Annotated in this window: 13 protein-coding genes; all 13 read right to left on the reverse strand. The window is 38.7% G+C overall.

The genetic code is table 11. From position 1 onward, the window contains the following. Window positions 1-744: 744 nt before the first annotated feature. Complete coding sequence (locus CLOAM_RS06565) at window positions 745-1,998, reverse strand: type II secretion system F family protein (RefSeq protein WP_015425099.1); 1,254 nt, start codon at window positions 1,996-1,998, stop codon at window positions 745-747. Between the two features lie 24 nt (window positions 1,999-2,022). Beyond that, complete coding sequence (locus tag CLOAM_RS06570; protein WP_015425100.1) at window positions 2,023-3,732, reverse strand: GspE/PulE family protein; 1,710 nt, start codon at window positions 3,730-3,732, stop codon at window positions 2,023-2,025. Window positions 3,733-3,846: 114 nt separating this feature from the next. After that, window positions 3,847-6,102, reverse strand: a complete 2,256-nt coding sequence (locus CLOAM_RS06575; RefSeq protein WP_044279026.1) for an Ig-like domain-containing protein — start codon at window positions 6,100-6,102, stop codon at window positions 3,847-3,849. A gap of 1 nt (window position 6,103) precedes the next feature. Next, window positions 6,104-7,504 (reverse strand): secretin N-terminal domain-containing protein, encoded by a 1,401-nt coding sequence (locus tag CLOAM_RS06580; RefSeq protein ID WP_044279027.1) that lies wholly within the window; start codon window positions 7,502-7,504, stop codon window positions 6,104-6,106. Between the two features lie 27 nt (window positions 7,505-7,531). Further along, window positions 7,532-8,071: a hypothetical protein gene (locus CLOAM_RS06585; protein WP_015425103.1), complete on the reverse strand. Its 540-nt coding sequence runs from the start codon at window positions 8,069-8,071 to the stop codon at window positions 7,532-7,534. A 1-nt stretch (window position 8,072) separates the two neighbouring features. Continuing rightward, entirely contained in the window at window positions 8,073-8,624 is a 552-nt protein-coding gene (pilO, locus tag CLOAM_RS06590; protein ID WP_044279028.1) for a type 4a pilus biogenesis protein PilO, read from the reverse strand. After that, window positions 8,621-9,214, reverse strand: coding sequence for a hypothetical protein (locus tag CLOAM_RS06595; protein ID WP_015425105.1), 594 nt, complete (start codon window positions 9,212-9,214; stop codon window positions 8,621-8,623). Before CLOAM_RS06595 ends, pilO begins: the two co-directional genes overlap by 4 nt. A gap of 15 nt (window positions 9,215-9,229) precedes the next feature. Continuing rightward, window positions 9,230-10,300, reverse strand: coding sequence for a type IV pilus assembly protein PilM (gene pilM, locus CLOAM_RS06600; RefSeq protein ID WP_015425106.1), 1,071 nt, complete (start codon window positions 10,298-10,300; stop codon window positions 9,230-9,232). Between the two features lie 41 nt (window positions 10,301-10,341). Then, entirely contained in the window at window positions 10,342-12,300 is a 1,959-nt protein-coding gene (locus tag CLOAM_RS06605) for a hypothetical protein (protein ID WP_015425107.1), read from the reverse strand. Window positions 12,301-12,319: 19 nt separating this feature from the next. Continuing rightward, window positions 12,320-12,970, reverse strand: a complete 651-nt coding sequence (locus tag CLOAM_RS06610; protein WP_232502664.1) for a type II secretion system protein — start codon at window positions 12,968-12,970, stop codon at window positions 12,320-12,322. A gap of 7 nt (window positions 12,971-12,977) precedes the next feature. Next, complete coding sequence (locus CLOAM_RS06615; protein ID WP_015425109.1) at window positions 12,978-13,454, reverse strand: hypothetical protein; 477 nt, start codon at window positions 13,452-13,454, stop codon at window positions 12,978-12,980. Between the two features lie 2 nt (window positions 13,455-13,456). Next, window positions 13,457-14,512 (reverse strand): type IV pilus twitching motility protein PilT, encoded by a 1,056-nt coding sequence (locus CLOAM_RS06620; RefSeq protein ID WP_015425110.1) that lies wholly within the window; start codon window positions 14,510-14,512, stop codon window positions 13,457-13,459. A gap of 19 nt (window positions 14,513-14,531) precedes the next feature. Next, on the reverse strand, window positions 14,532-14,969 hold the full coding sequence (locus CLOAM_RS06625; protein ID WP_015425111.1) for a prepilin-type N-terminal cleavage/methylation domain-containing protein: 438 nt from the start codon (window positions 14,967-14,969) through the stop codon (window positions 14,532-14,534). Window positions 14,970-15,056: the final 87 nt, after the last annotated feature.

Below are 15,056 nucleotides of genomic sequence, written 5' to 3' on the forward strand. Positions count from 1 at the left end.
AAGAAGTAGCAGGGATGTTATCTTTTCCGGAACTGGGCAATTTTAATTCCGCATTTATTTGGTCATTATCTTATTTTATGGATGAAAAGTCCTTTGTCAATTCTGCAAAAGCAGTAATTCATATAGTGTCATAAAACATTTATGCATTTTCAAACAGAAATTTATAATAGTTTTCACTTGCTTTCTTGAAGGTGTAAAAACTATGTAACAATTAAGTAACAATTCCGTAACGAGACAACGGAAGTGTTACGGAAGTGTTACAGAAGTGTTACGGAAGTGTTACGGAGTCAAGTAGGAAGGCATTAAAATATAAGAGGTTATACATCTAATTTTAACCCAAATAATGCAGTTGAGGAAAAATGGGTTGGCAAATTCCGATTTGCCATAATTTTCCGAGGGGCTTACGCACCCTTCTACATTATTGTGTCGCCCTGAAGGGCTTTTAGCAGAGGGCTAAGAGCGAAGAGCAGAGAGTTTTTTCCCCATTTGTAACGAGGGGCTTACGCACCCATCGCTATAGAAGTTTCGCCCTTCGGGCTTTTTGGAATCTCAACTTTCTCAACTCTCTAAACCCTCTCAACCTTCTAAACCTTCTCAACTTTCTCAACCCTCTCAACCTTCTAAACTCTTTTTTGCGATTGGTTAACAAGGATGCCAACCTTCCGAAAAATAAAGCTCTTCCGGCTATAAAAAAGCGGAGGAACAATATCCTCCGCATATAAAATATTTTTATATTTTCTTAACTTAACGCAGTCCCTGGGACATTGCCTCTCCCAAGTCAAAGATTGGCAGATAGATAACTACGATAATACTTCCTACGATAACAGCCATAAAAATGATTAAAAGTGGTTCTATTAGCGAAGTTAAGCGGTCTATAACGGAATCCACAAGTTTTTCATAGAATTCTGCAGCTTTGGATAATAATTTATCCATATCTCCTGTTTCTTCCCCGGTAGCAATCATTTGCAATAAAGTAGGAGGAAACATTCCTGTTCTGCGGAAAGCATTAGCCACGCCATAACCCTCTTTCACCATCACTCTGGCTTTACGAACTGCACTTTCAATAACGGCATTCTGAACAACATTTTCGGTTAGTTCCATCGTATCCATAATAGGAACTCCGGCAGCCATTAGAATACTGAAAGTTCGGGAAAATTTACTCATAATGGAATTAGAAATAACTTTCCCGATTACTGGAATTTTCAGTTTTATGGAATCAAAAACATAGCGTCCCTTATCGGTAAGATTTATCAGGAAAAAGGTAAAAATTACCAGCAGCACAATAACTATAAACATAAATACATTATTGGTGATAAAATGGCTGATATTTATAGCTAATGTAGTTGGAGCCGGAAGATCAGCATGGAAATTGGCATACACATCGGCAAACATTGGAATAATGTAATAGAACATTCCCCAGACCACAAAGCAGAGGAAAATAACAATGAAAATTGGATAAGCTAAAGCACTGTAAACCTTACGCCTGGTATCTTCCATCTTTTCCAAATAGTCCGCTAATTCATCCAAAACCGTATGCAGGGTTCCGGAAACTTCTCCTGCAGTAACTAAAGCTATATATAGCGGATTAAACACTCCCGGATGTTGTTGCATTGCTTCGGAAAGAGAATATCCTTTACGGATATCATCCGAGAGCTTACGCAGGACTTTGGCAAATTTTTTGCTTTTCTCTTCCTTTTCCAGGTCTGATATAGCTTTTTCAATAGTAAGACCTGCTGAAAACATAGTAGAAAGCTGACGCGTAAAAAAAACGAGGGATTTTAAGCTTACGCCGGTTCTGAATTTATAGATAGCCAGCATAACTTTGTCAAAGAGAGAAAGTTTTCCTTTAAAAGCACCTTCCGCTGCAGCTTTCACACTGATAATAGTGTTACCTTCTTTGGCAAGTTTGTCTTCAGCCATATCAAGGGTTTCAGCTTTGAGCATACCCTCAATTCTGGCTCCCTTGGCATCCTTAATGATATAGGCAAAATTGGGCATAGCGATTTACCTTCCTCAAATTTATTATTCAACTACAGTCATCTTGATGACTTCCTTGATTGTGGTTATTCCCTTTTTCATTTTAGTGATAGCAGCATCGTGAAGAGTCCGCATACCATTTCTTAATGCCGCTTCCCGAATAAGGTCTTGATTTCCGCCTTCATAGATAATCCTGCGGATTTCAGGATTTATGGTCAGCAATTCAAAGATACCTTCTCGTCCCGAATAACCGGTATTATCACAATGAACACATCCCGTTCCAATCTTAAAATTGATTTTACTTGCTTCTTCAGGCGTTAAACCGGCATCCTGAATTTCCTGCTCCGTAGGGATATAATCCTTGATACAATACTTACAAATTTTACGCACTAAACGTTGTGCCATCACCAGTGATAAGGAAGAACCAACAAGATAGGGTTTAATGCCAATATCTATCATACGGGTAATAGTTGCAGGAGCATCATTGGCATGCAAAGTAGTAAAAACCAGGTGACCGGTTAATGAAAATTTAATAGCAATATCAGCTGTTTCTTCATCACGAATTTCTCCAATGAGAACAATATCGGGGTCTTGACGCAAAACTGAACGCAAAGCAGAACCGAAGGTGAGACCTATCTGCTCTTTGGTTTCAATTTGCGTTACTCCTTCCAGACGGTATTCAACGGGGTCTTCCACAGTTATAATATTAGATTCTATGTTTTCTATTTCTTTTAGTGCCGCGTGAAGAGTAGTGGATTTTCCGCTTCCTGTAGGTCCTGAAACAATAATAATGCCATAAGGACGACGGATAATTTTTTTAAAGATATCCATATCGTCTTCTTCAAATCCTAAAGTGGTAAGTTTGAATCCAAATTCTCCCTTATCTAAAAGACGCATCACTACTTTTTCACCTAAAACAGTAGGAGTAATGGAAACACGAACATCTACACTTTTCATCGCGGTTTTTAGGGAAATATGACCATCTTGAGGCAAACGGCGTTCGGCAATATTCAATTTACTCATAACCTTAACCAGGGAAATCAAACTGGGATGCATTCCTATCGGAGGCGTCATAACTTCGCGCAAGGCACCATCTACCCGATAACGAATCCGTGATATTTTCGTTAAAGGTTCAATATGAATATCCGTAGCTCCGGCTTTAATTGCCTCATTGATGATAAGATTGATCATCTTAACTACTGGTGCATCTACATCTTCCGTAGCAGCAGCAATAGTGATTTCGTTCTCGTCTTCATCCACTGCTACAAATTCAAAACCACCTACGGCATCTTCTACCTCAGTAGTTGTCCGAATACTTTTATAATACTTTTCTATGGCATCCTGTAAAGAAGAATTGCCAATTAAAACCGGCTTGATATTTTTGCCCAATATTTTTTCCAAGCTGTCCGAAACAATCAAGTTTTCCGGATCTGTCATTGCTACTACTACTCCATCGCCCTCTTCGCGTAAAGCCAAAACTTTATTTTCTTTGGCGTAGGGCTCCGGAATTGAACTTACAATATTTATATCCAGGTCCATTAATTCTTTATCTTGAACAACATCATAGCCAAGTTGTTTATGTAATGCTTCAAGAAGTTCATTTTCTGTTAGATAACCCAGCTTGATAAGTGTCTCACCCAATTTCAAGCCGAAATTTCCCTGCTTGAGCAATGCATCTTTCAATTGTTCTTCTGTGATATATCCCTCGTGCACCAGGATATCTCCCAGACGGGCAAATTGTGGATTATAAACCATTATTTTTCCTTATAACAAAATTATTCAGTTTATTCTCAATTCGCGGGTTGTTTTTTTCAGCACTAAAGTTCCGAATATTCCAACCCGCAAATCGGGAAAATTAATATGTATTCTTTACCAGGGTGCAGTACCCGGGAATTTGATCAGAGTGACAACAGTTTCACGATTGAGCAAAGCTTCTAATAATGTTGCTCTTACCCTCATTGGAACAGGTTGGGGAATTTCTTCCACTGGCGGAGGAGCTTCTGCAGGACTAAAGGCAATTCTGGCAATGGCATATCCATTTTGGTTGGTTAACAATCGCCAATATTCGTTAGGAAGAGAATCAGGATCATATATAGCATTAGTGCTGTAAATAAAATGACCGCCATCCAACCCCAGGAATATTACCTTGGCATTGCTTATCTGACAACCTTGTGCATCCGTAAGATAAAAGTAGATATCCGAAAATTCATAGCTTGTTTGGTTCAAATCATACATCAATACTGGCGGTTGTGCTTCTATATTTGCTTCAGGACCATTTAAGGGTAAAACACAAGGTGTGTCACCAAAAATAGGAACACCATAAGGATCATCGCCACAATTGGCACGAATAGTTATTGTGTGATATGTTAAAGTCCCATCGTAGGTTACATAAGTGTAGGCAACACCGGCAGTAGAATCACCTTCAGCATTCTGGTTACCAACGCGCGCCGACGCTTCTATTTCACAATTTTCATTGTCCACAATTGAGAACCATACAGTTGTTCCCCAATCAACAGGGTTATTATATATATCTTTAACTATGGCACCACATTGGACACGCCATAATCCACCTCCTAATTCCTGTCCGGAATCAAATCCGCTAACGAAGGAAATAATTCCACCTGGAACCGGAGGTCCTGAATGAATTACAATATTCGTTTTCAAGGCATAAATATAACGATTTCCATTTTCACTTACCCAGGAGACCTTAATTTTTACAATACCGGATTCTGTTCCGCTATTTACTGAAACCTGGGCTTCACCTCCATTGGAGATAACCTCCACCGAATCCTGCTGAGGATAACCATTAATATTGGCACCCGCAGGCGCATTTATATTGGCTATTTTAAAGTAAACTTTTTGAGGAACATCAATCAGATTCCCATTTATATCTCTTAATTTTACCCGTAATATTGCCGATTCCACGCCACCCGTATTGGCTACATTCAAGTTAATCTGACTGGATTGAGTAAAATCCAACGAGTACAATTCACTGGAATTTATCATAAAAATGGTAACTGCCTTTAAAGTATCATTATTGGCAGATGCCTGAATGGAGGCAGCTCCAGCAGATAATCCCGGTGTAAACCTAACAGAAGCAATACCATCAAGTTGAGTATTTTGCGTAACTGTCTGCGTTGTATTCAAAAAAGAACCTATATCTGTGGAAAATGTAACCGGCTGATAGGGACAGGCATTATGGTAACTATCTGTTAATTGCGCTTTAATAAAAATCCAGTTAGGACTGTTAACAGAACTTGTATCTGCTTCTATAAGTTCATTATCCACTTGAACATAAGATCTTAATCTTATATTGGTAGGATTTCCTGGTTCAATTATTATTTCCTGAGTAGCGAAAGCACCTCCAACTGTTGCTGTAATTATTGCTTGTTCTTCCCCTGGCATAGTTGTGGCATGAGTTCCGGAATTGTATTTTACCGTAGCTCGTCCATTATAGGTTCCTACTACGGCACTTGTGCCAATTTCATTACCTCCGCTATCTACAAAGTAACCCTTATCGTTACAACTGAAAGTTACTAATGTATTATTGGGAACCTCTTGCCCTTCTGCATTCGTAGGAATTGCAATTACAGTTATTACCTGCATAATAGACATTGTATAGGGTGGAGCAAGATCCTTAAGTCTCAGTACAACATTTTCAACCGGAGGAATTTCTTTAATTTCCACATTTATTGCAGTGGAATCCTGCCAGATTAAAGTATCGCCACTGGCATCATAATTGCGAACTATAGCTGAAATAGTAGCGATACCGATATCTCCGTCATCATAGAAAGTAGTTTTAGCTACACCACTGCTATCGGTAGGGACATCAGAAATAATCCTGCCCAGATTGGTTTTAAATTTTACTATCTGATTAGGAACTCCAAAACCCTCACCATCTTTTATTTCCGCAGAAACAATAGAGTAGGTGATATTGTAATCGGCATAAATTATATCCGGATTAGCTGTCATTCTGGTTATATACCTTTCCTGTGATGTGGACGGAGGTAAAGGAACCGGAGCTAAAATTGGTGGAGGATTTCGTTTATCGCAACTTGCACTGAAACTGACCAGGATGATCAGCAGGAGTGTAAGAATTGACATTAGGGAGCTATACTTTTTCATTTTACTCCTCCTCTTCTTCTTCATATTGAATTAGAGTTCGGGTTAAACGCTTATCCAATTTTGGCGTTGGAGCGGTTTCCTGCATAGAAACAAGCCGAGGAGTTATTTCTATGATCAAATCGGTGTTTTCTACCAGTTCATATCTATGCTGGAATATTTTGCCAATTAACGGCAAATCGCCCAACAAAGGAATTTTGTTAATCTTTTGCGTAATATTAGAATTTAGCAATCCACCAACAATTATTTTATGCTCGTTAGGAACAGTTACTGCTGAAGAAACTCTGCGGACTTTAGTGCGGGGTATATATCCTCCAACCAGTTCTGTAACTGAACTTACTTCTGGATTGATGTTCATTGTAATATTGCCGTCTTTATTTACCTTAGGTGTAACATTGAGAATGATCCCTGTTTCAGAACGTTCTACCTGCAGCTGATTTTCCTTATCTGTAACAACGAAGGGAACTACTTCTCCAATATGCATAGTGGCAAGTTCTCCATTTAGAGCTGTAACCCTTGTATCAGTAAGCAATTGAGCAGCATTATTTTCCAGCAACCAGTCAATAGTAACATCAAAAGCAGTTAACTGACGGCTGAAATGTCCAATATCATGAAAACCGTTTATGCGCTGAAAATATTGTTCATCAGGAATAACTCCAAAATCAGTAGGATCGCCATGTGGTAAATAACCTGTGGCGTCAGAATAATTATATGGCAAGCCGGTTCCATATTGGTTTACAGGATCTTCTGCCAGAATTGTAGTAAGATGATTTAGCTTACTCCAGTCAACTCCAATTTGTTTTGCTTCATTAAGGTGAACTTCAATTAAACGGACTCTTATTTCTATCTGTTGTTGTTGTGTGTCAATTGATTTAACCAATTTTTCTATTTCTTTGAAGGTCTCCGGATTGCCATAAACCATTAAGGCATTTTGTCCTTCCAAGGGGGTAATCTTCCCGCTTGTATTTTGAAGGGCATCGCTAACTTTCTTGGCATCCAGATTGTTTAGAAAAATGATGTCACTGCGTTCACCGATTTCTTCCATAATGTTCTGTTTTTGGCCCACAAGGAAAGTGTTGGAGCCAATTACCCGATAAGATAAACCGGCAGAGCTTGCAACCAGAGAGACAGCTGTTTCAATAGGTACATCGTTAATATTGATAGTAACTCTCTTTTCTTCTTTCTCTGCTGTTCCTGCCTGATCAATAGCCAGAACAATATTGGTGTTGCTCAATCTGGAAAGAGCTTTAAACACCGAGGAAAGAGTTGCATCATCTGCGTTAAAAGTCACTTTTGTATCCAGGATAGGGTCTCTTCTTTGCTGAGCACTAAGTGTGATACAAGCCAAAAAAGATAGCACGAGGACAAGTGTAATATGACTTTTGAATTTTCTAATGTGTTTCATATTTACTCCCAGTATCATTATATTTAATTACCAATTCCCGCTGGTGCCACTACCATAAGTCGTTTCTTCAATTGGTTTGGCAGGTCGGGGAGCGAGTTCAGTAGTAGTAATTGTTCCATTATAACTATAGCGGATACTATTATCTTGGATATCTAAAATATGGCGTCCTTTCACTGTATTTCCTATGTGTGCTTCAAGAAGCTCACCTTGATATTCAATATAAGCGATTTTGTTGCCATATTCATCACGAGCCGTAGCGGCTAAACGGAAAGTGTTTTTCAACATTTCCTGGTATTCTTTCTCTCTATCCACTTTGTCCTTGATGATGTTTCCTTGACGCAAGGGGTCTTTAGACGAATTGAATACAAACATTTTACGGTCTTGGATAGAATTTTCTATGGACTTAATTTTGGTTAAAAGAGTATCCGAAACAGATTCTTTTGTATGAACCGATTTTTCCGGAATTTTGCTCCAAGTATTGTATAAACTTACAAGACGAACAGCCATAACAAAAAGAGAGAGAACGATTAGGGCTATTGCCAGGTCTTTTATAAATTTCTGTTGCATCTTATGCCTCCCGTTTTACCTTGAATACAGAGAGTTCTAAGGTAACCCTATAACGATTTGGAGCATTGGGAGCAGTAACCTCTTTATCGGAAACTGCAAGCGGGCTGATATCCAATGCTTGAATTTTGATAATATTATCCATAGATTCCAAATCGGATATAAACTGCCCGATTTGCACATAAGTAGCTTCCAGTTCCAGATTATATGTTGTTTCTACCAAACCTGGAAGTGAGAATTTATTGCTGTCGGAAAGTTTATTAATAGTAATAGTTCGCTGGTCAGCCAAACGACCAATGGTGGTCTTAAAAGCATTAATTTCATCAAAGCTAAAACTGGCTTCCCTGGTTAAACTATTATCTATAATACGGGAAAACTGGCTTAATTGCTGATCCATAATTCGTGCACTGTTTAGTTTTTCCTGAGCATTTTTTATTTTTTTATCCAGTTCGTTAATCTTATGTTGTTTTGCAGTAACACTGTTTATAGTAAACATAAAGAACAGTATTGTAATCAGCAAGATGCACAGAATGAATATCAGGTATTTTTCTCTCATCGTATTCCTCCCTCAGATGCTTCCTTGCTATAGCATTCAATTACAAATTCCAGGATAGCAGTATCTTTAATAATCTGTCGGGTTATAAAGCCCGATTTAATTCTGGGAAAATCATTACTGATTTCTTCATTGGCTTTTAACCGATCAATAAAACTCTGAATTAAATCTAATTCTTTTACATTTTTATCAACTTCGGTAATGCCGTTAAGAGTAAGGACACCATTATTGTAGGTAAATTTTCTCACCGCCAGCTTTTCATCTATCTCATTACTTAAGGCAACCATTTTTTTAGCCCAGAAGATACGATTATTAAATGTTTCCGCAAGCTTATCAAGGTCTTTACTGGAAAGATAGTCCTCACTTGTTTCATAGCTTGCCAATTCTTTCTGCAATTCATTCAGGTATCTCTGTCGGTTTTCAACTCTTGTATTAATCATACCATTGATGTAAATCCATGCCGCAATAAGAATAACGAGCCCAACAACAAAGATTATTACAGCATTAATAAATTGCTTTTTTTCGCGTTCGGCTTGCAAACGCATTTCACCATATTTATTCAGGTTGATTTTAAAATAAAATGTAGGTTCCATCAGAAAAATCCTCCCTTATTCCAACCGCATAGCCAGCCCTATTGCCAAAGCAAGTTGGGGGTCTTTTTTGTCCTGGAATTTTTCCGGCATTTCCACATTGATAAAGGGCATAAAAATCTCCGTCGGAATTGCTACTTTTTCTTCTATGAATTCTTTTAAACCCTTAAGTTTGGCAGTTCCGCCCATTAAATAGATTTTGCGGAAATCACTGTTATCTGCTTCTTTAACATAGAAGCGCAAGGAACGACGAACTTCATCCACAATGGAATCCTCGGTAGGTTTCTCAGTAATATCAAGCATACTAACTGTTTGAACATTTTCTACGGCAGGATTATCCCCCAAACCAAATTCCAGTTTATGGTGCTCAGCTTCAGCCCATTCCAGCTGTCTTTTACGCATAATATCCCGCGTAAAATTATAACCGCCGTAAGGAATATCACGAGCAAATAATTTGGCTCCTGGTCCCCAGATAATCATATTTGTTCTATGCGCACCAAGATTTAACAAAATATAAACTCCATCTTCCACAAAAGTATTCAGAATAAAGCTGTTTACAACAGCCAGAGAATCAATATCTACAATATTGGGTGCTAAACCCGCGGTCATTAAAACATTGGTATGTTCATTCAATACCTCTTTGGAAGTAGCAGCCAGCAGGATATTCATATTGTTGGTTTTTTCTTCCAAACTAATGACCTGATAATCCAGAATCATATCTGTCCCACTAATAGGAATGTGTTTCTTAGCTTCAAAAAACAGAGCCGATTCCAGTTCCTCATCAGGGAGAAAGATGGTTTTGATTTGTTTAATACTCGTATTATCACCTCCGATGGAAGTAACCAAATGCTGAATTCGTTTGGGATTAATTTTTAGTGTGTTCAGCATTTCACAGAGAACGGGTCCATAACGCTCCGGAAGTAAATCACTGGGAACATATTCAGTTCCGGTAGCAACCGTGGGGCTAATTTCATAGTTCAGCAGTTTAAATCCTTCATGCAATTTCTTCAGGTGAACAATTTTAATGCTGTGAGTTCCAATATCAATTCCCACGGTTTCTTTGAATCGAGGTTGTTTTTTTTTCTTCATTCTTCCTCTTTATCTTTCATTATTTATTACTTTATTTGTTTCTATATTAAGCTCTTAGGCGGTTTCTTCAAATACCAGCTTCCCTGTTCCAAGGGTAACCGTTCTCCCTGCTTTTTGAAATAGGGCCAAAAAGGTGGTTTAACTCTATACATTCGGGAATCATAGTTATAGTTCTTTTTATAACCAATTTGCCCTCCTCCTGCTCCAGGATAGTGACGACACTGCAAAGTTACATTCACAGTGGGATTTTGGAACAGCTGAACAACGGTTGCCATAGTGGAACAAGGCCCACCGCACATATCTATAGAAGGTTTCCAAACACCGCTATTGGAAGGATATTCGGTATCATTCATACTTCTATGAACAAAACCACGACGGCGTTGATTAACTCCTCCCCAAATACTTATCGTTCCCCTTTCCATATAAGGATTTGCTTCAGGCCAAATAGGATTGTACCAGGGAAAATCCAAATCGGCGGGCCAGGGATGAGCAGTTGACTGGGGCCAATAATGACGATGCAGATCAATCATATCAAATACAATAGGTCCTACATCCGGATCATCGGTTGAAGGATTGAATTTTACAGCCGGAATTGAGCCATGCGGATGTTGATATTCAAAGGTAAAGACCCCGTCTTCAAAGCTATTACCATTTCCTTTTCCAAGAGCTGCCATAGCAGCATAAATCCAGATTCCGCCTACCGGATTGGAACTATCAGAACCCATATTAGTATGGATACGAAGAGAATCAGCAGGATTGCGATAGGCATATTTTATAATAATGGATTTCTCCGATACTAAACCTAACATATCCCTGGTGTTGGACAATGGATCGCTACCTCGGGGAGTACCTGCATATAATAAATCTCCAATCAACCACATCGTATCCGCAGAAGCCCAGGTTTGAAAACCCCTGATTGTCCCTTTTATCCAAAGTTTACTTTCTACATAGTAAGCTCTTCCGTTATGTGCACTAAATGGAGCTAACGGTACCCAGGTTGTATCAGTTGTAGGAAAACGATTTATGGCAGTTTCTGAACCGGGAGCATAAGGATAACCATTGGGATAATTATTCAGATATAAAGGAATCTGTTGGCGCCTGTGAGTTATGTTACCCTGCCAACCAGATACATTGTAGTCATCAATATCTATAACCATTATCCTGTCTTCGCTATATGATGGGCCTACTCTTTGTCCATTTTGACGGATTTCAACCATATTCTCCGGGAATTCATATTCATCATAATGTTCAATTAAACCACCCCGAAAGATAGCTTCTTCGGGATAGGAACTGGGGGTGGAGATTATTTCTCCTGCTGTAGTTACTAAAGCTAAAAAGGTAGGCCAGCTATTATTATTTCCACCTCCTAACTGTTTTATCTGAATATCGGTATTGCTATGGACAGGACCGTTTATTACATCATAGCCATAAAAATAGACATTCGTATCATTGGGAGACATTTCATTATCAGTAAAATACATAAAGACAGGTCCCGTATCCTGAACTAAAGATAATTCTCCATATTTACGGGTTAGCGGCAGATTTTTTCTTCCATAATATACATCGGAAGTTCCCGTTTTTCCTTCTACCAAAGACCTAATTTTATAATAGGTAGTACTGGCACCTGTTTGGCTCGCCTGGATTTCGCCTCCAACTTCTACAACTTCTGACTCCAACTCTTTATATATTTTATTAATAAGGGATTGCATTTTGTATGTTTTTTGGAAGTCGCTTCCTCTCATTCCAATTTTTCTTTCCGGTGTTCTAACTCCTCCTACAATTTCAGGATCGCGCTTAGCAGCTACTTTCAGATATGCTTCACCTCTACTTGCTTCTGTCCGAAGAAAATGAATACTTTGAATGTCTTCCAGTTCTGCCATTGTAGCCATAGTATCACGAAATGCAATACTGGACATAGTTAAGCCACTCATTGCTCCAATTACAACCAGGAGCATTGCAATGGCAATATTTCCGCTTTCGCTTTTAAGGATGTTTATCATAATATTAAACCTCCCAAATTTAATTTGTAGGAGATGGTCTTTCCATATTTTTCATCGCCATAATTGTTTTATAATGCACACTTTTAAATTCATTTTGGCGAATCTTAACCTTGGCTTTGAAATCAACATTTATTACACAGAGCTTTTCATTCGGTCTATATTTAAAAATCGCGTTATTAGCATTGGCATCACTAATTAAAAAGTCCTCAATAATCACCCTATCTTTCAAACCTTTTTCGGGAAAAAGAATAGTAGGCGATGATGAATCTGTTCCCCGATGTCTGTATTCCATTTTTATAAAACCGTCATGCAAATAATATCTCACATAATCATTAGGATAGAGGTCTGAAATCGGGGGCTTAATTTCTATTCCTTTACTGACACCTGGAATAGTTGTCATTCTAATAAGTTTAAGCTCCCGGGCACTGGTAATTCCCATAAATTCAATATCCGAAGAACGCGAACCAATATGTTGACCGTATTTTAAGACATTTAAAAAAGAAACCATATCCTTTTGTAAATCCACATAAGCACTCAGTTCCTGATATTTACGAAAGAAAACGCCAATTCCTACAGCGGCTGTTAAAATCAGCAAAGAAGAAATTGCAATAACTGCAACCGTTTCTGTTAATGTAAATCCCTTCTCGTTAAATATCATTCGCTTCATCATCCATCCCCTATTCGTAAAAATCTTCCCGCAAACGGACATAGTGTTCTTTTTCCGTTGCAGGATCAATCCATCTGATTTCGCCAATCAAGTAGGTAAAATCATAATTTCCGCTCATATAATTTTCCCTATCTTTACCGACTGATATGGAGATAGTTCCATTCACAGTCACTTCATCCGTCTGTTCAATTATTACGGGCATATTTGTGAAGGGGCGAAAGATACCCTCTTTCATATAGAGAGTATATTGCTTTTCCAGTTCACCTGTAAGCATCAGAGTTGCAACTCTATGACGATAATTTTTGGTTACTTGCCTATCGGCATACATTATTCCAATATATATCGTTATAATCATTACAGCCATCACTATTGCTACAACCAGGACTTCCGCCAAACTATACCCTCCCTGAGAACTCAGCAAACCAAACACTCCGTTTGCTTTTTTTGTTTTATTGTTCTCAGGTAGGATATAAATATCTTTCGGCATACCTAAAAACCTGCTCCTGTAGCAAATTGTTTAGGATTATCCGCAAATTCTTCCGCAATTGTTCTTTCAATCAGATTATTCATTACCAGGTTATACAAAGATTGATCTCTGGTTTGCATTCCTTCCTTGGTGCTTGCTTGAATTATAGACGGTATCTGATAGGTTTTTTCTTCACGGATCAGATTTCGCACAGCAGCATTAGCAATCATTATTTCTACAGCCGGAACACGACCTTTACCATCTTTGGTAGGTAACAAAGTTTGTGCTATAACCGCTTCCAGGGATTCCGAAAGCATTGAACGCACCTGCTGTTGTTGTTCCTTAGGAAACATATCTATTATCCGGTCTATGGATTTTGTGCAGCTTCCGGTATGCAAAGTAGCAAAAACCAAGTGACCTGTTTCAGCAGCTGTTAATGCTAAAGATACCGTCTCCAGATCACGCATTTCACCGACTAAAATCACATCCGGGTCTTCACGCAAGGCACTTCTTAAGGCAGCTGTAAAGCTCCAGGTATCATGACCCAGTTCACGCTGATTGATTAAGCTGTTTTTACTGCGGTGGACAAATTCAATAGGGTCTTCAATAGTAATAATATGGCAGTTACGGCTATCATTTATAGTATCAATCATTGTAGCCAAAGTAGTTGATTTTCCGCTTCCCGTAGGTCCTGTAACCAGAATCAGCCCTTTTTCTTTTGTAGTTAAGCGCTTTAAGATATCGGGCAGATGGAGTTCCTCATAACTTTTTATCTCATTAGGAATCACTCTGAAAGCACAGGAAACACCATTTATCTGGTGAAAAGCGTTCACTCTGAATCGGACATCATTGCTCAATTTCGTGGAAAAGTCAATTTCCAGATTCTTTTTAAAGAGAGCTTGCTGTGATTCGTTCATCACTCCGTAAACAAGTGTTTCCACCTCTTCCGGACTTTGAATTGGCAGATTTAATTTTTTCATTCTGCCATTTACCCGAACCATAGGATGTGAGCCAGCCGCTATATGAAGGTCAGACGCACCTGCTTCTGCAGTAAAGCGCAGTAATTCATGGATTGTCAATTTACTGTCCTCCTAAGAGTTAGTCAGTTTCCATTCCTCCGGTTTCGGGATTAGTCCAAGTATCAACTCCGTAACCATGGAATTTAGCATCGGTAACATCGTACCAAACCTGTTTTCCTTCACCACCAGCAAAGTCCTGAGTGGAAGTGGCAATAAATTTTTTCGGGGGGTTACCGACAACTTCAAATTTCCAGTTTTTAACAGTACTTTCACCCAAACTGGCTTCTTTTAATGCCTGTTCCATAGAAAAACCTTCTGTGGTTCCGTTGGTTTGCATATAGATATCGTATGTTTTACGAATGGTGTTTATTGCAGTTTGTGCTTCTGTACTACGGGATTTTTCTACATAACGCAAATAGCGGGGAACTGCCAATGCAGCCAAAATGGCTACAATAATAACCACCACTAAGATTTCAATTAGGGTAAAACCCTTTTGATTTTTCAGTTTCCTGAGCATTTGTTTATCCTCCTATGGGATTGTTTTTTTTGTTATTTGTATAATGCACAATGCGTGCCAAAACCTCAGCAAAAATTAAAACCGATG

The organism is Candidatus Cloacimonas acidaminovorans str. Evry (genome assembly GCF_000146065.2).
Classification (GTDB): domain Bacteria; phylum Cloacimonadota; class Cloacimonadia; order Cloacimonadales; family Cloacimonadaceae; genus Cloacimonas; species Cloacimonas acidaminivorans.